Genomic DNA, 25,338 nt, shown 5'->3' with positions numbered 1-25,338 from the left:
TGACATACTCGCTTCCATGATCAGTGCGCAGTGGACGCCGACGGATGCCGATATCGCCGAGGCCAGGGTCACCGAGTTCGCGCAGTTCGTCGAGCGACGTCACGAGGTGACGCTGCCCGATTACGCGGCGTTGTGGCGGTGGTCGATCACCGAGCTCGAGTCGTTCTGGCGAGCGGTGTGGGACTTCTTCGAGATCCGCTCGGCCACCGAGCCGGGCGTCGTGCTCGCAGAACGCGGTATGCCGGGCGCCCGCTGGTTTCCGGGCGTCGAGCTGAACTACGTGGATCAGGTGATCAGGCACGCTCGGCCCGATCGAACGGCCATCCTCGGGGTCGGCGAGGACGGATCTGTTCGGGAGGTGACGTGGACGCAGATGCTCGAGCAGGCGGGTGCGTTGGCTGGGACGCTCGCCGAGGCGGGGGTCGGCCGCGGCGATCGCGTCGTCGGGTACCTGCCGAACATTCCCGAGGCGGTGATCGCCTTCCTCGCGACAGCGACTCTGGGTGCTGTGTGGTCCGCGTGCGGGCAGGACTATTCCGCTTCGGCGGCGATCGATCGATTGGGCCAACTCGAACCCGCTGCCCTGATCACGGCCTCCGGCTACACCTACGGAGGTCGATTCCGCGACAAGACCGGTGAAGTCGCCGCGCTGGTGGAGGCCTTGCCGACGGTTCGGCTGGTCGTGACCGTCGGCGGGGACTCGGAACACGCGCAGAGTTGGTCGGACGCGACGGCCGAACCGCGACCACTGTCGCCGGTAGCGGTTCCGTTCGATCACCCGCTGTGGGTCGTGTTCTCCTCCGGCACCACGGGTCTGCCCAAGGGCATCGTCCACGGTCACGGCGGAGTGGTGCTCGAACATCTCAAATCCGTTGCGCTGCAGTCCGACCTGGGTGCCGAGGACGTGTTCTTCTGGTACACCAGTCCGAGCTGGATGATGTGGAACTTCCAGGTCGCCGGGCTGCTCACCGGTGCCACGATCGTGTGCGCCGAGGGAAATCCCGCGTTCCCGACGCAGGATGCACTGTGGGGCATCGCGGCAAGGCTCGGCGTGACCTATCTCGGCACCAGTCCCGGTTACGTGCTGGCATGCATCAAGGCCGACGCCCACCCGGGTATCGATCATGATCTTTCGGCCCTGCGAGCGCTGGGTATCACCGGTTCCGCGATGCCGGCAGCATCCTCGATCTGGTTGACGGAGAACATCGGTGAACGGGTGCCGGTGTTCTCCATCTCTGGCGGTACCGATGTGGTGTCGGCATTCGCGGGGGGAGTGCGAACGGCACCGGTCTGGGCGGGCGAGCTGTCGGTGCCGTTCCTCGGTGTGGCGCTCGCTGCATTCGACGAAGCCGGAAGATCGGTGACCGAGGAGGTCGGGGAACTGGTCGTCACCGAGCCCATGCCCTCGATGCCCGTGTATTTCTGGAACGACACCGACGGCGTTCGGTACCGGGACTCCTACTTCGACACCTACCCGGGGATCTGGCGGCACGGTGACTGGATAACGATGACCGATCGCGGCAGCGTCGTCGTACACGGACGGTCCGATTCGACGCTCAATCGCAACGGGATTCGCATGGGGAGCGCCGATATCTACCAGGCCGTCGAAGCCTTGGACGAGGTCACCGAAGCTCTGGTGCTCGGCATCGAACTGCCCGACGGCGGCTACTGGATGCCACTGTTCGTCGTCGCCCCGGACGGCATGACCGACGAGTTACGCGAACGCATCGTTGCCGCCATCAGAACTCAGGCGTCGGCGCGGCACGTCCCGGACGAGATCATCGCCGCCCCTGCGATACCGCACACCCGCACCGGCAAGAAGCTCGAGGTTCCGCTCAAACGAATATTCCAAGGTGCCGGTGCGGCAGAGACTCTCGACACCAGTGCCGTCGACGACCCCGCCGCCGTGCGGTGGTTCGTCGACCGTGCAGCCGAGGATCAGCGAGTCCACCGCGCGAGATAGGCCTTCTCCTCCGGCGCGATCCGGCGCAGGGTCTCGGCACCGACGTCGACCATCGCCATCCGGGTGGTCGCCGTCACCGCGGGCGGCGAATCGGGAGCAGCACCCGCGGCCCGCACCTCGTAGCCGATGGTGAAATCGACCGCACGTACCTTCTCGAACCACAGTGTGATGTCGAGCGGGCCGTCCGAGTGTCGAAGCGGCTTCTTGTACGCAATGGTCACATTCGCGATCAGCGCGCTCTTGATCAGCGATTCGTTGGCCTCGCCCTCGCTGAGCAACCACTCGATGCGCGCCTCTTCGAGCAGGGTGACCATGCGGGCATGGTTGATGTGTGCGAACGCGTCCATGTCCGACCACCGCACGGTGACGGTCGCGTGATACCCGACGGGATCGGTCCGATCAGTCTGCATCGCAACAGGCTCTGTTTTCATTGCTAGAGGATGGCATGCGCGTGCTCGACGTCGACGTTCTACAGTCCAGGGGTGATTATCGGCAACGTGGCATTGGATGGTTCCGGCGCACTGTTCGACATCGAACTCGCAGGCTCGGTCATCGTGTCGATCACTCCCTCCGGGGGTCGTGGACCCACCGGCGAGGAGGTGTTCGACGGTGGCGGCGGGGTCGCTCTGCCAGGATTCGTGGACAGCCACGTTCATCTGACGCAGTGGGCGGCGGCGCGTCGAAGAATCGACGTCGGACCTGCGTCGTCGGCGGCCGATGCCGTCGCGCTGGTCTACCCCTACGTGCGAACAGCGGGCGAATCGGTTGTGCGCGCCAACGGCTTCCGTGACGCGCAGTGGCCCGAGGAGCCGCACAAGGATCTGATCGAGAATGCGCTGCCCGGGGCTCGCGTGGCGATGACGAGCATGGACCTGCACACACTGTGGCTGAGCCCGGCGCTGCTGGCCGACCTCGGCATCGATCACCCCACCGGCGTGCTCCGCGACGTCGACGGGCTCGAGGCCGTGATGGCACTCGAGGCCATGGAAGATCCGGCCGAGCTCGATCGGGCCGTGCTCGACGCCACCGCGGCACTGGCGGTACGTGGTGTCACCGGCGTCGTGGATTTCGAGTTCGCCGACAATCGGAGTGTGTGGGATCGACGTCTGTCGGCCGGTTCTCCCGCGGTCCGCGTGGACACGACGGTGTGGCCGCAGTGGCTGGACGAAGCACTCGGGCGCGGGGATCGGACCGGGGACGTCTCGGCACTGTCGGACTTGATCCGGCGTGGTCCGCTGAAAGTGATGCTCGACGGCTCGCTCAACACTCGGACGGCGTGCTGCCACGACCGGTACCCGGGCGTCGACGGAGAGGACGCGTACGGGCTGCTGCTCGAGAGCCGGGAGAGTCTGTTCGAGCTTGTCGCGAAGGCCTCACGCGGTGGCATTGCGGCGGCAATCCACGCGATCGGCGACCGGGCCAACGGCGTCGCGCTCGATGCGTTCGAGCGCGCGGGCTGCGGCGGTCGAATCGAACACGCGCAGCAGATTCTGCCCGAGGACATCGCGCGATTCGCTGCCTTGGGTGTCACAGCCTCGGTGCAGCCCCAGCACGCGATGTCCGATCGCGATATCGCCGAGGATCTGTGGTCCGGTCGACGTTCGGTCGCCTATGGCTACGGCTCACTGCATCGCAGCGGGGCAACGCTGCTGTTCGGCTCCGATGCGCCGGTCAGTCCGCCCGAGCCGTTGGCTGCCGTGGCAGCCGCGGTGTTCCGTACCGACGACGATCGACCCCCGTGGCATCTCGAGGAAGCCGTTCCTCTCGATGCCTCGCTGCGGGCTGCCAGTGGTGGACGTGGGGTGCTGCGTGTCGGAGACGTCGCAGACATCGTCGTTCTCGTCGAACATCCCGAACATCGCTCGGCGGATGATCTCGCCGAGACGGAGGTGCGGGCCACGTTCTGTGCCGGCGCCCTCACCCACGCCTCCGCGGGCTAGATCGTCGTGCGCCTTTTGCGTACCCAGAGGTACGCAAAAGGCGCACGAGGGCGAAGCCCGAGCATCGATCTTGTCGGTGCGGCCGCGTAGCGTGTGTTCGATGACATCGTTCACCGATCCGCGGGTGCGTGCGCTCACCGGGGCCGATACGGCCGAGGAGTTCGGCAATCGCAACCCCGGTTCCGGGCGAATCGATTGTTCCGATGGCACCGTCCAAGGTGATCGCAGCTTTCGGCAAGACGCCGTGATGAGCGCGCAACTGCGCGGGTTCGGCACTGTAGATTGACCGGGTGCCGAATCGAGTCAGCGTGTGTCGGATGATCTCGAACCGGGTATCGAGTTGTAACGGTGCGGTACGCGAATAGGGATATGTACCGAAAGGTAACTTCCAGTTGTTTCCGGTGAGAAAATAGAGAACGAAGTAAGCGTTGTGCTCGATGTGTTCGGTGCCCACCGATCGCTGCCCGTCCGGCAGCAGGTGGGGGCGCGTGTGATTGTGGGAAAGAGAGGCTTCGATTGGACCCGCTAGGTGTGGAGGGTGCTGGACGAGACGACAAGGCAGTCGATCCTCAGCATTCGTCGTTCCCGCTGTCGCCGGCCCAATTGGGGATGTGGTTCGCCCAGCATGTGGACCCCTCGGTACCTGCCAACATCGCCCAGTACATCGAACTGCGCGGCGATCTCGATGTGGAGCTTCTGCGTCGCGCCTCCTCCCAGGCTGCGCTCGAACTGCAGTCCGGATTCGTGCGCCTCGTGGAGATCGACGCCGAGCCCCGACAGCTGGTCGACCCCACTCTCGACGACTCCCTGAACTACCTCGATCTGCGCGACGAGGCAGATCCGCGGGCGGCCGCTCTGGCGTGGATGCACGACGACTACAGCGCCCCGATCGACATTCTGCGTGACCGCCTGATCGCCGCCACCGTCCTGCGGCTCGAGGACGACGTGTGGTTCTGGTACGAGCGCGTGCACCACGTGGTGCTCGACGGTTTCGGTGCCGTCACCTTCATGAACCGTGCGGCGGAGCTCTACACCGCGGCAGTGGAGGGCACCGAGCCGAGCAAGAATCTGGCCTCGGATCTGACCAAGGTCTACGACATCGACGTGGCCTACCGCGGCTCGACTCGCTTCGAGGCCGATCGCGAATACTGGGCCTCGCGCATCGACGGGATCGACGGGGTCACCACCCTGGCCGGGCATACTGCTGCGCCCGCCGCCCGGAGTCAGATCGACAGCACCGGTCTGTCGGCCGAGACGATGGAGCGGCTCGAAGCTCTGCGCGCCGGGACCGACACGACGATGGCCACCATCGTCATCGCTGCATTCGCCGCGTACCTGGCACAGATGACCAGCCGCGAGGACGTCGTTCTCTCGCTCCCGGTGACTGCGCGCACCACCGCGGTACTTCGCCGCTCCGGCGGAATGGTCTCCAACGTCGTGCCGCTTCGCCTCGACGTGGCGGCCGACACCACCGTCGAGACCTTGCTCGCACGGGTCAATGCAGAAGTGTCCGGAGCCCTGCGACACCAGCGATATCGACACGAGGACATCCGCCGCGACGCGGGCGGTGCCAGCGGCCAGGCCTCGTTCTTCGGCCCGTGGGTCAACATCATGCTGTTCTTCGGCGAGGTGCGTCTGGGATCGATGGTCGGCGGCATCAACATCCTCTCCACCGGCCTCATCGAAGACTTCGGCTTGAACTTGTACACGAGCGTGGCCGGGTCGACCACGCACATCGACTTCGAATCCAATCCCAACCTGTACGGGTCGGAGCAGGCCGGTCGAAACCACAACCGATTCGTCGACTTCTTCGACCGATTCGTCGCGTCCGCGCCGAAGGACCGCGTGTGGGATCTGGCGCTGACGGACGGCGGCGAACGCGATCTGGTCGTCACCGAATGGAACGCCACCGATCACGAGACCGTCCCGCTCACGCTGCTGTCCGCGTTCGAGGAGGCGGCGGCCGCACATCCCGACGCGACCGCGCTGGTGTACGAAGGCGAGGGGCTGAGCTACGGGGAACTCTCGGCCCGCGTGAACGGTCTCGCCCGCCAGCTCATCGACATGGGTGTCGGCCCCGAGACACTGGTCGGACTCTCTATCCGACGTTCGTTCGACCTCGTCGTCGGGATGTACGCGATCGTGGCTGCAGGCGGTGCCTGGGTACCGATCGATCCCGACCATCCTGCCGAGCGAACGGCGTACATTCTCGACTCCGCGCAACCCCGATGTGTTCTGGTCTCCTCGCGTGACGACGTGGAACTGCCCGCGGGAACCGAGACGGTCGAGGTCGATCGCGTCGACTACACCTCGCAGTCCACGGCACCGGTTCGAGACGCCGAACGCACTGCGCCACTGCGGCTGTCGAACACCGCCTACGTCATCTACACCTCCGGCTCGACCGGACGACCCAAGGGCGTAGCCGTCGAGCATTCGGCAATCCACAACCAGATGGAGTGGATGCTCGCCGAGTACCCGATGGACAGCTCCGATGTCTATCTGCAGAAGACCGCCACCACGTTCGATGTCTCGCTGTGGGGATTCTTCCTCCCGCTACGGGTCGGGGCGACGATGGTGCTCTCGACACCCGACGGGCATCGAGATTCGGTGTACGTGGCGAACAAGATCGCCGAACACCGGGTCACGGTCACCGATTTCGTACCGTCGATGCTGACGGTGTTCGTCGCCAACGCGCCTGCGAACACCTGCGGTTCGCTGCGCCATGTCTTCGTGATCGGTGAGGCCCTTCCGGTCGAGACGGCGGCGTCGTTCCGCGCGATGTGCCGAGCGGGGCTGCACAATCTCTATGGGCCGACCGAGGCCGCCGTCTCGGTGACCTATCACCCCAGCGGCCCGCAGGACACCCGCACCGTTCCCATCGGCGTCCCCGAGTGGAACACGAGGGCATTCGTTCTCGACGGTCGGCTACGCCCCACTCCCATCGGTGAAGCGGGCGAGCTGTATCTCGCCGGAGTCCAGCTTGCGCGAGGCTACGTCGGTCGACCCGATCTGAGCTCGGATCGCTTCGTGGCCAACCCCTTCGGTGTCGGCGGCGAGCGGATGTACCGCACCGGCGACCTCGTGCGCTGGCGTAGCGATGGAGTGCTGGACTACATCGGCCGCACCGACTTTCAGGTCAAGTTCCGCGGACAACGCATCGAACTGGGTGAAATCGAGACGGTTCTGCTCTCGCACGAATCGATCTCGCAGGCAGTGACCCTGGTAGTGCAGACGGTCACCGGCGACCAGCTGGTGGCCTACGTCGTCGCAAGTCCGGGACACTCCGTCGAATCCGCCGCGGCGATCGAATTCGCAGGGCATGCGCTGCCGTCCTACATGGTGCCTGCCGCCGTGGTCGTCCTCGATGCGCTACCGCTCAACACCAGCGGAAAGCTGGATCGAAAAGCGTTGCCGGAACCGGTGTTCAGCAGCGCCAAGAAGTACCGGGCCCCACGCAGTCGTGCCGACTACGTGGTCGCAGGCATCTACGAGGATCTGCTCGGAGCCTCCAAGGTCGGTCTGGACGAGGACTTCTTCGAGCTCGGCGGTAACTCGCTCATCGCCACCCAATTGGTGACCCGGGTAGGCGCTGCGCTCGGAGTGCGGCTGGGAGTTCGCGAGTTGTTCGAAGCTCCGACGGTCGGTGCACTTGCGGCCAGAGCAGAATCGGCGGCAGGTCGAGGGGTGGAAACCCCCGCGCTGGAGTCCGCAGAACGACCCCAGCGGATCCCGCTTTCGCCTGCGCAACAGCGGATGTGGTTCCTCAACCGGTTCGACTCCACGACCGCGGCCTACAACCTGCCGTTCTCCGTTCGGCTCACCGGCCCGCTCGACGTGGTGGCATTGTCGGCCGCGTTCGCCGATGTCGTCGATCGGCACGAGACATTGCGTACCGTCTACCCGGAGGTCGATGGCTCACCCGAACAGGTCGTACTGACGGCGGCGCGAACCCCGGCGACAATCGTGCCGGTTCGTATCGAACGCCGCGAGCTGGGCAGCCATCTGCACGAACTGGTCTCGAAGGGATTCGACGTCACCGTCGACACCCCCTTCCGCATCGCGCTGTTCGAGATTTCGCCGACCGATCACGAACTCGCCATGGTGCTGCACCACATCGCCGCGGATGGTGCATCCTTCGGTCCGCTGGCACGCGATGTGCTGGTGGCCTACTCGAGTCGAGTCAAGGGACGCGCACCCGAGTGGACGCCGCTCGAGGTTCAATACGCCGATTACGCACTGTGGCAACGCGCGGTGCTCGGCCCCGAGACCGATCCGCTTTCTTTGGCCTCCCGTGAAATCGCCTACTGGAGCGCAACTCTCGAAGACCTACCGGATCAGCTGGCACTGCCGACCAGCCGCCCTCGGCCCGCCGTGTCCTCGAATGCAGGCAGCAAGCTGCGCATCGATATCCCGGCGCAGTTGCATGCCTCGTTGGCGAACCTGGCTCGGACGAGCAATGCTTCGCTGTTCATGGTCGTGCAGTCGGCCTACGCGCTGTTGCTCGCTCGGCTCAGCGGTACCACCGACATCGCCATCGGAGCACCGGTGGCCGGCCGCGGCGAGCCCGCACTCGACGACCTGGTCGGCATGTTCGTCAACACTCTGGTGCTGCGTACCGATGTCGACCCGGCGTTGACCTTCGAGGAACTGGTGGCTCGCGTACGCGAGACCGACCTGTCCGCGTTCGCTCACGCGGACGTGCCGTTCGAGCGTCTGGTCGAGGTGCTCAACCCGGTGCGCTCGACGTCGCGGCATCCGCTGTTCCAGGTCGCGATCTCACTGGAATCGGCAATGTCACGTGAGCTCACCGTGGGCGATCTGCGCGCGGTGGCTGCCGAGTTCGACGTCCCCATCGCCAAGTTCGACGTCCAACTGTGGCTGACCGAGCATCTCGACGACGGCGTGCCCGCGGGGATCGACGCGGTGTTCGAGTACGCCACCGATCTGTTCGATGCGGAACTCGTCGAGAGTTTCGCGCGGCGTTTCCTCGCGATTCTGGACGCAGTCACCACCGATCCGACCGTCCCGGTCGGTGACGTCGATATCGTCGACGCCGCCGAGTACGAGTCCGTGGTCTCGCGGTGGAACGTCTCAGGAGAGGACGTCTCTCGTGAGTTGACGCTGGTCGATCTGCTCGATGCTGCGGCGTCGAAGGTCCCGGAGTCCGTCGCGGTGCGTTTCGACGGCACGTCGATGACCTACGCCGAGTTCGACGCACACGTCAATCGCCTTGCTCGAATACTGATCTCCCACGGGGTCGGCCCCGAAAGTCTGGTGGCCGTAGCCCTGCCGAGGTCGGCGGAGCTCGTCGTCGCACTCGTCGCGGTGATCAAGGCAGGCGGAGGTTACCTGCCGGTCGATCCCAGCTACCCGCTCGACCGCGTCGAGTACATGCTCGACGACGCGCGCCCGACGACGGTGCTGTATTCCGGCACCCATCCGGTCGAGCTGCCCGCGGACCTCGAATCCCGAACCGGCGCATCGCTGTTGGATATCGACACGATCGATCTGTCCACAGTCGATGACAGCCGAGTGACCGATGACGATCGCCTCGGTTCACTACGCCCCGACAATGTCGCGTACGTCATCTACACCTCCGGTTCGACCGGTCGTCCCAAGGGCGTGATGGTTCCGCACCGGAACGTGGTGCGGCTGCTGGCCAACACCGATTCGGTGTACGGCTTCGGTTCCGAGGACGTCTGGACGATGTTCCACTCGTACGCGTTCGACTTCTCCGTGTGGGAACTGTGGGGTCCGCTGTTGTACGGCGGGACTCTGGTGGTCGTGGACTACTTCACTTCTCGTTCGCCCGAGGCCTTCCACACCCTGCTCGTCGACGAGCAGGTGACGGTGCTCAACCAGACGCCATCGGCGTTCTATCAACTCTCCGAGGCCGATCGCGCCGCGTCGCCCGCACGTGGTGAGCTGTCACTGCGCTACGTGATCTTCGGCGGTGAAGCGCTCGAGCAGCGGCGGCTCACCGGATGGTTCGAGCGGCACGGCGACACGACTCCGCAGCTGATCAACATGTACGGCATCACCGAGACCACGGTGCACGTGTCGTTCCAGGCCCTCGGGTCCTCCTCGGTCGGCACCAGCGCCTCGGTCGTCGGCAAGCCGATCGCCGGTCTGCGCGTGTACGTGCTCGACACTCGACTGCACCCGGTCCCGGTCGGCGTTCCCGGTGAAATGTACGTTGCCGGTGGACAACTCGCACGCGGATACCTCAGTCGCCGCGAGCTGACCTCGGTTCGCTTCGTGGCGAACCCCTTCGCCTCGAAGTCCGAGGACGGTTCTCTGCTGTACCGAACCGGTGACCTCGCGCAATGGAACGCCGCAGGCGAGCTCGAATACCTCGGACGTTCGGACGATCAGGTCAAGGTTCGCGGATTCCGCATCGAACTCGGCGAGGTCGAGGCCGCGGTGACCGCGTACCCGACCGTCACCCAGGCTGCCGTCGTCGTGCGGGAGGATTCGCCCGGTGCCGCGCGACTGGTGGCGTACGTGGTCTCCGCGGAAGCGGAGGGCAAGCCGGTCGTCGATCTCGAGGACCTCAGAAGCGGTATCGCCGAACTCCTTCCGGATTACATGGTGCCGTCCGCGTTCGTCGTGTTGGACGCGATCCCCCTGACCGTCAACGGCAAACTCGATCGCCGAGCTCTGCCCGCCCCGGTGTTCGAGGTACGCGAATTCCGCGCCCCCACAACGCCGATCGAAGAGATCGTTGCCGATGTCTTCGCCGACGTCCTCGGTGTGGAGCGCGTCGGACTGGACGACGACTTCTTCGAGTTGGGTGGCAACTCGCTGATCGCCACGCAGGTGGTCTCGCGGCTGGGAGTCGCTCTCGACGCGACCGTCCCGGTGCGCATGCTGTTCGAGGCATCGACCGTCGCGCTGCTGGCGGTCCGGGTGGAGCAGGCGGCCGGGGAGGGCGGGCGTGTCGCGCTGGTCGCCACCGTTCGGCCCGAGCGAATTCCGCTCTCGCTCGCGCAGCAGCGGATGTGGTTCCTCAATCGTTTCGACGCCGATTCCACGGCGTACAACATTCCCTTCGCGCTGCGGTTGACCGGTGAACTCGATGTCGCGGCTCTGCAGGTCGCGATCATGGATGTCATCGACCGGCACGAGTCTCTGCGTACGGTGTATCCGGACACGGCACGGGGCCCGCAGCAGACCATTCTCGACGCCGCCCAGACGGTGCCGAACCTGATGCCGATCCCGACCTCGGCGACCGACATCCAGCGGCAGGTGTTCACGCTGGCATCGACGACGTTCGATGTCACCGTCAACGTCCCGATCCAGGCTCGGCTGTTCGAGATCGGTCCACGCGAGCACGTCATCGCCATGGTGGTGCACCACATTTCGGCCGATGGTTGGTCGATGGGGCCCCTGGCGCGAGATCTCATGATCGCGTACGCCTCGCGTACTGCCTGGGAGAACCCGGCGTGGATGCCGCTCGATGTGCAGTACGCCGATTACAGCCTGTGGCAACGTTCGGTTCTGGGTTCCGAGGACGACCCGCAGTCGCTGATCTCGGGTCAGGTCGACTACTGGGCCGACATACTCGCGGGCCTGCCCGATCAGCTGGATCTGCCGACCGATCGGCCGCGTCCGAATCGTCAGTCGTACCAAGGGTCCTCGATTCGATTCGAGGTACCGGCCGAGGTGCACCGCGGCCTGTCCGCACTGGCGCACACGCACAATGCCTCGTTGTTCATGGTGGTACATGCTGCTCTGGCAGTGTTGCTGGCACGGTTGTCCGGCACCGAGGACATCGCGATCGGAACTCCGGTCGCGGGCCGCGGCGACGCAGCCCTCGACGACGTGGTCGGCATGTTCGTCAACACCCTCGTGCTGCGCACCGACATCGACTCCGGGCGCACGTTCTCCGAACAGATCGGCAGAGCACGAGAGGTGGCGCTCGGGGCCTTCGGCCATGCAGATCTGCCGTTCGAGCGTTTGGTCGAGGTGCTCAATCCATCGCGCTCGCAGGCTCGGCACCCGCTGTTCCAGGTGATGCTCTCGTTCGAGAATCTCACCCGTACACACGTGGACCTACCGGGCCTGTCGGTGGACAGTGTCGCTCTCGACGCCGAGGTGGCGAAGTTCGATCTGCAGCTGACGGTCACGGAATCGATCGGGGTCGACGGTCGCGGGCAGGGAATGACCGCCGAACTGACGTACGCCACCGACCTGTTCGATGCCGACACCGTTCGCGGCTTCTCCGAACGGTTCGTGCGGATGCTGACCGCAGTGGTCTCCGATCCGACGGTCGCGGTGGGCGATATCGACCTGCTCGACGACGGCGAGCGCGAACGTGTGGTGACCGAGTGGAACGACACCAAACACCGGGTGCCGAAGAACGTGACGTTGGTGGATCTGTTCGACCGTCAGGTCGCCGACAGCCCCGACGCTCCTGCGCTGGTGTTCGAGGGTGAGCGACTGACGTACGCCCAGTTCGATGCGCGGGTCAATCGCCTTGCGCGAGCTCTGATCTCGCTCGGAGTGGGGCCGGATTCGCTGGTCGGGCTCGCCATCGGGCGCAGCGTGGAGTTGTTCGTCGGTATGTACGCGATCGTGAAGGCGGGTGCCGGATACGTCCCGGTCGATCCGATGCAGCCTGCCGATCGCAACGAGTACATCGTGAAGACCGCCGCGCCGATCCGGGTGCTGTCCACGACAGGCGATCACGTGGAGTTCGACGGCGTCGAGACGATCGACATCGACACTCTCGACGTGTCGCACCTGCCCTCGACCCCGCTGACCGACACCGACCGCATCGCACCACTGCGCGCGAGCAACACCGCGTACGTGATCTTCACCTCGGGATCGACCGGTAGGCCCAAGGGTGTCGGGGTGTCCCACGAGGCCATCGTCAACCGGCTGCTGTGGATGCAGCACGAGTACCAACTGACCGCGGCGGACGTGGTGCTGCAGAAGACGCCGACGACGTTCGATGTCTCGGTGTGGGAGTTCTTCTGGGCGCTGCAGAACGGCGCTTCGGTGGCTATCGCTCTCCCGGACGGTCACCGCGATGCGGCCTACCTGCTCGATGTCATTGCTCGAGAACAGGTTTCGGTGGTGCACTTCGTGCCGTCGATGATGTCGGTGTTCGTGCCGGAGGTCGAGCGCCGCCGTGCCTCGGGCGCGTCGCTGCGAATGGTATTCGCCTCCGGTGAGGCTCTCCCTCCCACCACCGCGCGCGATCTGCGCCGGGCCGTGCGTGCAGTGTCACTGCACAACCTGTACGGACCCACCGAGGCTGCTGTCGACGTCACCTATCACGAGGTGGTCGACGAGGATTCGGAGGTGATGCCGATCGGCGCTCCGGTGTGGAACACTGCCGTCTACGTACTGGATTCGCGTCTACAGCCCACACCGGTCGGAGTCGCCGGTGAGCTCTACCTCGCGGGCACACAGTTGGCCCGCGGCTACGTGGGACGACCGGACCTGACTGCAGATCGATTCGTGGCTCATCCGTACTCTGCGGACGGAGAACGGCTCTACCGCACCGGAGACGTCGTCCGTTGGAACCGAGCCGGCGAACTCGAATACGTCGGCCGCTCGGACTTCCAGGTGAAGTTGCGCGGCCTGCGCATCGAACTCGGTGAGATCGAGTCGGCTCTGCTGGCTCAGCGACCGATTGCTCAGGCAGTCGTCGTGGTCCGACGCGAACAACTCGTGGGTTACGTCGTGCCTGCCGGGGTATCGGTGGACACCACGGCAGTGCTGGCGAACTTGCGCTCCCGCCTGGCGGAGTACATGGTGCCGTCGACGCTGATCGTGCTCGACGAGTTCCCGTTGGGTGCGAGTGGAAAGCTCGACCGTAAGGCATTGCCGGATCCCGAATTCGAGGTCACCGAGTATCGAGAGCCGACCAACGACATCGAGCGCACCGTGGCCGAGGTCTTCGCGCAGGTGCTCGGCATCGAGCGGGTCGGCCTGGACGACGATTTCTTCGAACTCGGCGGAAACTCTCTGATTGCAACGCAACTGGTCTCCCGACTGGGTGTCGCCATGGACACTCGAATCGCGGTCCGGGAGTTGTTCGACGCCTCGACGGTGACCGATCTCGCTGCCCGGCTCGGCACTCTGGTCGCCACCGGGAGCAGGCCGGCTCTGGTGCCGCAGGAGCGGCCGGAGCACATCCCGCTTTCGCTCGCCCAGCAGCGGATGTGGTTCCTCAACAAGTTCGACACCGAATCGGCGGCCAACAACATTCCGATCGCCGTCCGGCTGTCCGGGCTGCTCGACCGTCGGGCGATGCAGATCGCCGTGGCGGACGTGGTGGCCAGGCACGAATCGCTGCGCACGGTCTTCCCCGAGACCGACGGCACGGCGCATCAGGTCATCGTCGACGCAGACTCGGCCACACCGGAACTGACGCCGATCGACATCTCCGCAGACCAGGTGTCCGACGCCATGCGCGAGCTGGCGACCACGGGATTCGACCTGTCGAAGGATCTGCCGTTCCGGACCCGGCTGTTCGAGATCAGCCCGACCGAGCACCTACTGGTGTTCGTCGTGCACCACATCGCGGCCGACGGCTTCTCGCTGGGTCCGCTGACCCGCGATGTGATGAACGCGTACGCGGCGAGGTCGATGAACCAGGACCCCTACTGGTCTCCGCTTCAGGTGGACTACGCCGACTACAGCCTGTGGCAACGCAAGGTGCTCGGCTCGGAGGACGACCCGAAGTCGGTCGTCTCGCAGCAGATCGACTACTGGACAAGCGCATTGGCCGGCCTGCCCGATCAACTCGACGTGCCGTCGGACCGTCCGCGGCCCGCGGTGGCGTCGAACAGTGGTGCGCTGGTGCGTTTCTCCATCGACGAGGATCTGCACCGATCGCTGATCGACGCTGCCCGTCGCGAGAATGCCTCGCTGTTCATGCTGGTACACACCTCGCTCGCGGTGTTGCTCTCACGGTTGTCCGGTGAAACCGACATCGCCATCGGTACCCCGGTCGCCGGTCGTGGCGAGGCCGCGCTCGACGACCTGATCGGCATGTTCGTCAACACTCTGGTGTTGCGCACCGAGATCGATACGGCACGTCGATTCGATCAAATCCTCGCCGACACCCGAGAGACCGACCTGTCTGCGTTGGCGCACGTCGATGTGCCGTTCGAGCGGTTGGTCGAGATCCTCAACCCCGCCCGATCCACGGCGCGTCACCCGCTCGTTCAGGTGGTACTCGCGTTCCAGAACCTCAGGCAGAAAGATCTCGAACTGCCGGGTCTGTCGGTATCCGGGGTCGATTTCGAGACCCTGGTCGCGTTGTTCGACCTGCAGTTCACCTTCGTCGAATCCATCGGACCGGGCGGTGCCGCGCAGGGCATGACCGTCGATGTGACCTACGCAACCGATCTGTTCGACGAATCGACGGTCGTGACGCTGGGCGAGCGACTGATCGCGGTGCTGGAAGCCGTGGCAGGCAACCTCTCGACGGTGGTCGGCGACATCGATCTTCTCGATCCCGCCGAACGAAGCCGAGTTCTGGTCGAGTGGAACGACACCGATCACCCGGTCGATCGAGCACAGACATTGGCCTCGCTCGGTCGAGCAGTCGAACCAGATTCCCCTGCACTGATATTCGGAGACGAAACCGTCACCTACGGCGAGTTTCAGGCGCGGGTGGCCCGGCTGGCGCGGTTCCTGATCGGCCGTGGCGTCGGCCCGGAGACGGCGGTGGGCATCGCCGCCCGTCGCTCGGTGGAACTGCTCGTCGGAATTCATGCGATCGTCGCGGCCGGCGGCGCGTACGTGCCGATCGACCCCGATCAGCCGAGCGAGCGCATCGATCACATACTCGACACCGCAACGCCGATCTGCGTGCTCACCACCTCGCGAGAGACAGTGGAGGCAGGCGGGGTCGAGGTGATCGCCATCGACACCCTCGACCTGTCGGAATTCTCCGACGGCCCGATCACCGACTCGGACAGAATCCGCGCGCTGTCTCCGTCGAACCCCGCGTACGTCATTTTCACCTCGGGTTCGACCGGCCGCCCCAAGGGTGTGGCTGTGTCGCACGAGGCGATCGTCAACCGTCTGATGTGGATGCAGTCGGAATACGAGCTCGCCGCCGACGATGTCGTGCTGCAGAAGACCCCAGTCACGTTCGACGTGTCGGTCTGGGAACTGTTCTGGCCGTTGCAGATCGGTGCACAGCTGGTCATCGCGAAGCCGGACGGGCACCGAGATCCCCAGTACCTGCTCACGCTGATCGAAGCCCACGCAGTCACCACGGCGCACTTCGTGCCCTCGCTGCTCGAGGTCTTCGTGTCCGTCGCGGCCGCCGACGGGTCCACCGCCGCCGCCTCGCTGCGGATGTTGTTCGCCTCCGGCGAGGCGTTGCCTGCAGAGGTCGGCGACCGCGTTCGACGCGTGCTGCCGGGCGTTGCGCTGCACAATCTCTACGGCCCGACCGAGGCGGCGGTCGACGTCACCTACCACGCGGTCTCCGAGTCGGACGTGGACCTGGTACCGATCGGGGTTCCGGTGTGGAACACCAGGACCTACGTCCTCGACGCACGGTTGTCGCTGGTCGCTCCAGGAGTCGCAGGTGAGCTGTATCTCGCGGGCGTCCAGCTGGCGCGCGGATACCTCGGGCGAGCGGATCTGACGGCCGATCGATTCCTTCCCGACCCGTTCGGCGCACCGGGCGAACGCATGTACCGCACCGGCGACCTCGTGCGGTGGCGCTCGTCGTCGAACGGCTTCGGACGATTGGAATACCTGGGCCGCACCGACTTCCAGGTGAAACTGCGCGGACTCCGGATCGAACTCGGCGAGATCGAAACCGTGCTTCGTCGACACACCTCCGTGGCGTCCGCCGTAGTACTGGTTCGGCAGACCGCGTCCACCGGCGATCAACTGGTCGCCTACGTCGTGCCGACGATCGGCGGAACGGTCGACGTCGCCGAACTGACGGAGTTCGCCTCGCGTTCGCTGGCGGGATACATGGTCCCGGCAGCGACCGTCGTACTCGACGCACTTCCGTTGACGCCCAACGGCAAGCTCGACCGGCGCGCACTACCGGAGCCGAACATCGAACAGCGTGCCTTCCGCGCGCCTGCGACGACCTCCGAACTCGTGGTCGCCGAGGTGTTCCGCGATGTGCTGGGCATCGACGTGGTCGGTGCCGACGACGAGTTCTTCGCCCTCGGCGGTAACTCACTCGTCGCAACCAGGGTGGCGTCGAGAATTGGTGCGGCACTGGACACCACGGTGACCGTTCGGACCATCTTCGAGGCGTCGACGGTTTCCGCGCTGGCAGCCAGGCTCGATGAACTCTCGGGTTCGGGCCGTCGAATTCCGTTGGTGCGTACCGATCTGCCGGACGTGGTACCTCTGTCGCTCGCGCAGCGCCGGATGTGGTTCCTCAACCGGTTCGATCCCGAGTCCGCGACGGAGAACCTCCCCGTCGCCATCGAACTGAGCGGCCACCTCGACATCGTGGCTCTGCGGGCGGCAGTGGCCGATGTCATCGAACGACACGAGTCGCTACGAACGGTCTACCCGGAGGTGGACGGCGTCGCATCTCAGGTGATCGTCCCGGCAGCGCAGGTTGTTCCCGATCTGCTACCGCGTCCAACCACCGCCGAGGAACTACCTTCAGCGCTGATGGAATTGGCGATGAGCGGATTCGATGTCACCGGAGCGCCCCCGCTCCGCGCCGCATTGTTGGAGCTGGAGCCGAGCCGACACGTTCTGGTCTTCGTCACCCATCACATCGCTGCCGACGGCTTCTCGGTCGGGCCGATGACCCGAGATCTGATGGTCGCGTATGCGGCCCGCAGCGCGGGTACCGAGCCGGATTGGGTCCCGCTCGCGGTCCGCTATGTCGACTACACCCTCTGGCAGCAGGCCGTTCTCGGTTCGGAGGAGGATCCGAAGTCACCGGTCTCGAATCAGATTCGGCACTGGACTCGCGCACTGTCCTCGCTGCCGGAGGAGATCACCTTCCCCGGCGATCGCGTCCGCCCGGACCGGTCCTCGTACCGCGGCGGCAACATCACGCTGACCCTCGACGCGGACACGCACGCTCGCCTCGTCGACGTGGCCCACGCCAACCAGAGCTCGCTGTTCATGGTGCTGCATTCCTCGCTGGCGGTGCTGCTCGCCCGTCTGTCCGGCGAGACCGACATCGCGATCGGTACTCCGGTCGCAGGGCGCGGTGAGGCAGCCCTCGACGACGTCATCGGAATGTTCGTCAACACGCTGGTGCTGCGGACCGATATCGATCACGGCGGCGCGTTCACCGAACTTCTGGCTCGGGCACGCGAAACCGACCTGTCGGCGTTCGCCCACGCCGAGGTGCCGTTCGAACGCCTCGTCGAGGTACTCGATCCACCACGTTCGGCGGCTCGTCACCCGCTCGTGCAGGTGATGCTGACCGTGCAGAACATGGAGCAGACCGAGCTCGAACTGCCCGGTCTGAGCGTGCGCGCCGTCGACCTCGATGTCGAGACGGCCAAGTTCGACGTTCAGTTCACGTTCACCGACAACCACGTCGACGGCGGCATGACCATCGATGTCACCTTCGCCCGCGACCTGTACGACGACACCACGGCGCGCACGATCGGTGAGCGGCTGATCGGTGTCCTCGAGTCCGTGGCACGTGATCCGGGACAGCGAATCGGCGACGTCCCGGTGATGGACGAAGCCGAACGCGCTCGAGTGCTCGCACTCGCCCAGGACGCGCCCGCCGTCGCCGATTCGCTCGACACGATCGTCGACCTGTTCGCCGCTCGGGTTGCCGAGGACCCCGACGCTCCCGCGGTGGTGTTCGAGGGCGCCACCTCGAGTTATCGAGAGATCGACGAGTCCTCGACGGCACTGGCCGGAATCCTTGCCGCTCAGGGGGTCGGACCGGAGACCTTGGTGGCCGTCGTGTTGCCACGTACCGCCGATCTCGTCGTGGCACTGCTCGCGGTGCTCAAGGCCGGGGGTGCCTACGTCCCGATCGATCCGTCGTACCCGGCCGAGCGAATCGAGTTCGTGCTCACCGACTCCCGTCCGGTGGCCGTACTCACGTGGTCCGGTGTCGAGGTGGCGCTTCCCGAGCAGTTGCCCAGGATCGATATCGACGCCGAGGCGACCGAGAACGTCCTCGCGGCCGTCGATCCGACTCCGGCGACCGCAGCCGGTGCTGCTTACGTCATCTACACCTCGGGTTCGACGGGTAAGCCCAAGGGCGTGCTGATCCCGCATCGCAACGTCGTGCGATTGTTGGCGAACACCCAGCGACACTTCGGTTTCGGCCGCGACGACGTGTGGACTCTGTTCCACTCCTTCGCGTTCGATTTCTCGGTGTGGGAACTGTGGGGTCCGCTGACCACCGGCGGTAGCGTCGTCGTGGTCGACTACTTCACGTCCAGGTCGCCGGAAGCTCTGCGCGAGCTGCTCGTTCGTGAGCGTGTCACCGTGCTCAACCAGACTCCGTCCGCGTTCTATCAGCTCGATCAGGTCGATCGCACCGCAGGCTCGGCCGCCGACTATTCGTTGCGGTACATCGTGTTCGGTGGCGAGGCGCTCGAGCTGCGGCGACTGGCCGGTTGGTTCGAGCGGCACGGAGACGAGTCCCCGCAACTGGTCAACATGTACGGCATCACCGAAACCACGGTCCACGTCTCGCACCGCGTCGTGGACGCGCAGTCCGCGGCGCAGGCATCGGGATCGCTGGTGGGTCGCGCCATCTCCGGGCTGTCGGTATACGTACTGGATTCGCGTCTGTCGCTGGTACCCGCGGGCGTTCCAGGGGAGATGTACGTCTCCGGTGGTCAGGTCGCGCGCGGGTATCTCGGGCGAGCAGGATTGAGCGCGACGAGATTCGTGGCCGATCCCTTCGCAGCCGACGGATCCGTGCTGTACCGCACCGGTGACGTCGCACGGTGGTCGACCGACGGCGAGCTCGAGTTCGTCGGCCGCGCCGACGACCAGGTCAAGATCCGCGGCTTCCGCATCGAGCTGGGCGAGGTCGAATCCGCCGTCGCGTCCGCTCCTGCCGTCGGGCAGACCGCGGTGATCGTGCGTGAGGACACTCCAGGTGCCACCCGCTTGGTGGCCTACGTGGTTCCCGCAGCCGAGTCGACCATCGACGTCGACGTCGTCAGAGCGGCGGTCGGGCAGAACCTTCCCGAGTACATGGTGCCCTCGGCTTTCGTGGTTCTCGACGCAATTCCGTTGACCGGCAACGGAAAGCTGGACCGCCGGGCCCTGCCCGAGCCCGCCGCGCGCACTCGTCGGTTCCGGTCTCCGGTCACTCCGGTGGAGGAGATGGTCGCCGAGGTGTTCGCCGACGTTCTCGGCGTCGAACGCGTCGGTCTCGACGACGACTTCTTCGAGCTCGGCGGCAACTCGCTGGTGGCAACTCAGGTGGTGTCCAGGCTGGGTGTTGCAGCGGACACGACCGTTCCCGTCCGTGCACTGTTCGAGGCCCCGACGGTCGCGGCTCTCGCAGCCCGGGTCGAGCAGGGTTCGGGCGCGGCTGCGCGGCCGGCGCTGGTGGCCTCGACCCGCCCGAGTCGAGTTCCGCTCTCGCTCGCGCAGCAGCGGATGTGGTTCCTCAACCGCTTCGATTCCGAGTCCACGGCGTACAACATCCCGTTCGCGCTTCGACTCAGCGGACGCCTGGACGTCGACGCGTTGCAGCGCGCCGTCTCCGATGTCATCGAGCGTCACGAAACTCTGCGATCGGTGTACCCGGACTCACCCGAGGGCCCGCATCAGGTGATCGTGCCCATGTCGGAGGTGCCCACCACGCTCGAGGTGATCGAGACCGATGCGGAGTCGGTGACCGCGCGAGTTCTGGAGCTGCTGGCCTCGACGTTCGACGTCACGACCCAGGTTCCGCTGAAGACCGCGCTCTTCCGAGTCTCGGACACCGAATTCGTACTCGGCATGGTCATTCACCACATCAGTGCCGATGGTCTGTCGGTGATGCCGCTGTCCACCGATGTCATGACCGCCTACGCGGCGCGGACCCGCGGTTCGGATCCGGCGTGGGCGCCGCTGCCGGTGCAGTACGCCGATTACGCACTGTGGCAACGCGAGGTTCTCGGTTCCGAGGAAGACTCCGAATCGATTGCTGCGCAACAGATTCGGTACTGGGAAGCTGCTCTGGCGGAGCTGCCCGAGCAGATCGAACTACCGCTCGATCGGCCGCGTCCCGCCGAGCAGACCTTCCGGGGCGGTCGCGTCGAATTCCGGATCGACGCGGCTGCGCACGCTCGGTTGACCGAGTTGGCGCGCACACACAACGCAACGGTGTTCATGGCGGTGCACGCGGCGTTCGCCGTGCTGCTCTCGCGCCTGTCGGGATCGCCGGACATCGTCGTCGGAACCCCCATCGCGGGTCGCGGTGAAGCGAACATCGAAAACCTCGTCGGCATGTTCGTGAACACGTTGGTGCTGCGGCTCGACGTAGCGGCCGACGCGAGTTTCGAGGACCTCCTCGACGCAGCTCGAGAAACCGATCTGCAGGCCTTCGCGAACTCCGACATACCGTTCGAGCGGCTCGTCGAGGTCGTCAACCCCACCCGGTCGACGGCGCGCCACCCGCTGTTCCAGGTCGGCTTCTCGTTCCAGAACTTCGCGCGGCGAGAATTCGAGCTGGACGGACTGGACATCTCGGCACTCGATACCGAGACCGGAACCTCGCAGTTCGACCTGCACCTGATCGTCTCCGACGCCCCGAGCGACGAGGAGGCCCAGCGCCACGACCAGGCACCGGGCGGCTTCGATGCGTTGTTGACCTACGCGACCGATCTGTTCGACGAGGGCACCGCACGCTCGGTCGTCGCACGCTTCGAGGCGGTTCTCGACGCCGTCGTGGCCTCGCCGTCGACCCCGGTCGGCGACCTGGACCTGTTCCTCGACGGTGAGCTGCCCGCGATCGTCGACGAGTGGAACGACACCGACCGTGACTTCGATTCCGCGGGTAGCGGCACGCTCGTCGATCTGTTCGTGGACTCGGCAGCGCGCCACGGCGACGCCACCGCTCTCGTGCACGACGAGGGCACGCTGACGTACGGCGAATTCTCCGAACGGGTGTCGCGCCTGGCCCGCCACCTGATCGGCCTGGGTGTGGGACCCGAAGTGCCGGTGGGGCTTGCCATTCGGCGATCGGTGGATCTGCTCGTCGGCATGTACGCCATCTCGATGGCCGGTGGAGCCTACGTCCCGATCGATCCGGACCAGCCGGCCGAACGCAACGCGCTCGTGTTGGAGACTGCAGCTCCGCTGTGCGTACTGACCTCCGGTGCCGTCGGGCCGGAGATCTCCGCTGCGGCAACGGTCGTCGATCTGACGCAGCTCGATCTCGCGAGCTACTCCGCTGCGCCGGTGCAGTCCTCCGAGCGGGGCGGAGTGCTCTGCGCTGACAGCACGGCCTACGTGATCTTCACCTCCGGTTCGACCGGTCGGCCCAAGGGCGTAGCCGTCTCGCACGGTGCCGTCGTCAACCAGTTGAACTGGATGCGCGAGGAGTACGGCCTCGACGAGACCGATGCGTCGCTGCTCAAGACCGCGGCGACATTCGACCTGTCGGTGTGGGAGTTCTGGTCACAGCTGACCTCGGGTGGACGGCTCGTCGTTGCGAACGCAGACGGACATCGCGATCCCGACTACCTGCTCGCGCTGGTCCGTCGGCACGCGGTGACGACGCTGCATCTGGTGCCGTCGATGTTGTCGATGCTCGGCACCGTCGCCGCGGGTGAGCTGTCACCGGAGCTGCGACGGGTCCTGGCCATCGGTGAAGCACTACCCGCAGCGGTGGCGCAGGACTTCCGGCGGCACAACGGTTCCGCCGAGCTGCACAACCTCTACGGCCCGACCGAGGCCGCGGTGTCGGTGACCTCGCATCCGGTCACCGACGACGACACGGTGACCGTGCCGATCGGTGTGCCCGAGGCCAACACCACGGTGTTCGTTCTCGACTCCCGCCTGCATCCGGTGCCTGCCGGGGTCAGTGGAGAGCTCTACCTCGCGGGAGCGCAGCTCGCGCGCGGATACTTCGGACGGCCGGACCTGAGTGCGGAGCGATTCGTGGCGAATCCGTTCGACGCGAACGGTTCTCGGATGTATCGCACCGGCGACCTCGTGCGTTGGCGAGTGCCGCTGGTCGACGGTGTACCGGCAGCAGCTCGCCTCGAGTACATCGAGCGCGCCGACTTCCAGGTCAAGATTCGCGGGTTCCGCATCGAACTCGGCGAAATCGAGTCCGCTCTGCGGGCTCAGGCCACGGTGGCGGAGGCTGCAGTGCTCGTGTACTCGGGCGAATCGATGGGGGACCAGTTGGTCGCCTACGTCGTCGGACGGGCCGGAGCCGTAGTAGAGGTGGGAGTCGTCGAGACGGAACTCGCTCGCGCGGTGCCGTCGTACATGGTTCCGGATGCGTTCGTCGTCCTGGAGGCGCTTCCGCTCAACGCCAACGGCAAGCTGGATCGAAAAGCGTTGCCTGCACCACAGTTCGAGGCCGCCGAGTTCCGCGCCCCGGTCAACCCGATCGAGGAGATCGTCGCTGCGACCGTGGCGGAACTGCTCGGTCTCGACCGCGTCGGTCTCGACGACGACTTCTTCGCTCTCGGTGGAAACTCCCTGATCGCAACGCAGTTGGTCTCGAGGTTGGGCCAGTCGCTCGATGCGCAGATTCCCGTTCGTGCGGTGTTCGCGGCGTCCTCCGTCGCCGGTTTGGCCGCGCACATCGCCCCATTGGTCGGCGGCGGTGCGCGCCGAGAACTGACCGTCCGTGAGCGGCCGGACATGCTGCCGCTCTCGATTGCCCAGGAAAGAATGTGGACGATCAACCGAATCGATCCCGGCTCGTCGGCGTACAACATTCCCGTGGCGGTTCGGCTGACCGGCGCACTCGATATCGACTCCCTGCGTCGGGCATTCGAGGACGTACTCGCCCGCCACGAGATCCTGCGCACGGCCTACCCGGATTCGGTGGACGGGCCCGTGCAGGAGATCGGGGCCGTGGCCGAGGTCGGGGTCGACCTGACACCCGAGCCGGTGGCACCGGATGCCGTCGTGTCTCGACTGACCGAGATTCTGGGCACCGGATTCGACGTCACGAAGGCCGTGCCGATTCGAGCGGCACTGCTGCAGGCAGGCGATGACGAGTACGTCCTCGCCGTCGTGGCACATCACATCGCGGCCGACGGTTTCTCGATGGGCCCGCTGATCCGCGATGTCATGGTGGCCTACACCGCACGGGTCGCGGGGGAGATGCCCGGATGGACTCCGCTCGAGGTGCAGTACGCCGACTTCGCGCTGTGGCAGCGAGAGGTGCTCGGCAGTGAGAGCGATCCCGACAGTCCGCTCTCGAAGCAACTGGCGTACTGGACGGAGGAGTTGGCCGGAGCGCCGGAACAGTTGACACTTCCGCTGGATCGGCCGCGCCCGCCGCGCCCAACGATGCAGGGTGCCTCGTACGAGTTCTCGTTCGGCACCGAGATCGCATCGGCGATCGAGAAGATCGCCCGTGAACACGCGGCGACGACGTTCATGGTGGTGCACAGTGCATTCGCCGTACTGCTCGGCAGATTGAGCAACTCGTCCGACATCACGATCGGCACGCCTACCGCCGGTCGCGGTGAGCAGCAGTTGGACGACCTGGTCGGCATGTTCGTCAACACGTTGGTACTGCGGACCCGGATCGACCCGAACGAGACCTTCGTCGAGCTGCTGCAGCAGGCAAAGGACAAGGACCTCGCGGCATTCGGGCATGCTGACGTCCCCTTCGAGCGGCTCGTCGACGCACTGGGCCGGGCGCGGTCGAGCGCGTACACGCCGTTGTTCCAGGCGATGTTGACGTTCCAGAACCATGTGACCGGAACGTTCGAGTTGCCGGGTCTGCAGGTGAACGCGCTGCCTGCGGGCGATGACCAGGCCAAATTCGATCTTCAGCTGACCGCCGTCGAGACATTCGACGACACCGGTGCACTGCAGGACATCGAGGCGACCTTCACCTACGCGACGTCGATTCTCGACGAATCGTCGGTGGCGACGTTCGCAGAGCGCCTGCTGCGGATCCTGCACACCGTGGTCTCGGATCCCGATGTGGTGCTGCGGTCCATCGACATCCTGTCCGAGGAGGAGAAGGCGGAGTTCGCGCCGCGCACCAAGCCCAAGACTGTGGACGATCTGCCCGAACTCGTGGCCGGGGCAGCGGCCGTCGCACCCGATGCGGTCGCTCTCGAACACGGAACGACGCAGCTGACGTTCTCGGTGTTCGAGGACAAGCTGTCGCAGATGTCGGCAACGATGGGCTCGTCGATGAAGCCGCAGGCTCTGGTGACGGTGACCTTGTCGGCACTGATTCCGGGCATCTTGCCCGCCCTCGGTGCAGAGGGGCTGTCGACCGCTCTGGCATCGTTGATCGAACGGGCGGAGTCGGTGATCGCGTCGTCGTGACGAAAGCCGAGCTCG

The 25,338-nt window shown here is 65.7% G+C and carries 5 protein-coding genes; 4 read left to right on the top strand and 1 reads right to left on the bottom strand.

The genetic code is table 11. The features are described from left to right. Positions 1–16: 16 nt before the first annotated feature. On the top strand, positions 17–1,963 hold the full coding sequence (locus ACOQFP_RS23925; protein ID WP_421585748.1) for an acetoacetate--CoA ligase: 1,947 nt from the start codon (positions 17–19) through the stop codon (positions 1,961–1,963). Here ACOQFP_RS23925 and ACOQFP_RS23920 read toward each other — a convergent pair. Continuing rightward, the gene (locus tag ACOQFP_RS23920) at positions 1,939–2,373 is read right to left on the bottom strand and encodes an acyl-CoA thioesterase (protein ID WP_206491888.1); all 435 of its coding nucleotides are present in this window, start codon (positions 2,371–2,373) and stop codon (positions 1,939–1,941) included. The genes ACOQFP_RS23925 and ACOQFP_RS23920 overlap by 25 nt on opposite strands. Positions 2,374–2,445: 72 nt before the next feature. Here ACOQFP_RS23920 and ACOQFP_RS23915 point away from each other — a divergent pair, with 72 nt between their 5' ends. The 3 genes from ACOQFP_RS23915 (at position 2,446) to ACOQFP_RS23905 (ending at position 25,323) form a co-directional block, all read left to right on the top strand. Beyond that, positions 2,446–3,903 (top strand): amidohydrolase family protein, encoded by a 1,458-nt coding sequence (locus ACOQFP_RS23915; RefSeq protein ID WP_421585747.1) that lies wholly within the window; start codon positions 2,446–2,448, stop codon positions 3,901–3,903. Between the two features lie 100 nt (positions 3,904–4,003). Beyond that, positions 4,004–4,189, top strand: coding sequence for a hypothetical protein (locus ACOQFP_RS23910; protein WP_341243344.1), 186 nt, complete (start codon positions 4,004–4,006; stop codon positions 4,187–4,189). 230 nt (positions 4,190–4,419) lie between these two features. Then, the gene (locus ACOQFP_RS23905; protein WP_421585746.1) at positions 4,420–25,323 is read left to right on the top strand and encodes a non-ribosomal peptide synthase/polyketide synthase; all 20,904 of its coding nucleotides are present in this window, start codon (positions 4,420–4,422) and stop codon (positions 25,321–25,323) included. The last annotated feature ends 15 nt before the right edge of the window (positions 25,324–25,338 follow it).

The sequence above is a fragment of the Rhodococcus sp. MALMAid1271 genome (genome assembly GCF_049195265.1).
Classification (GTDB): Bacteria; Actinomycetota; Actinomycetes; order Mycobacteriales; family Mycobacteriaceae; genus Rhodococcoides.
Note: the sequence above shows the minus strand (reverse complement) of the source record. Positions and strands in the feature narration are given on the sequence as shown.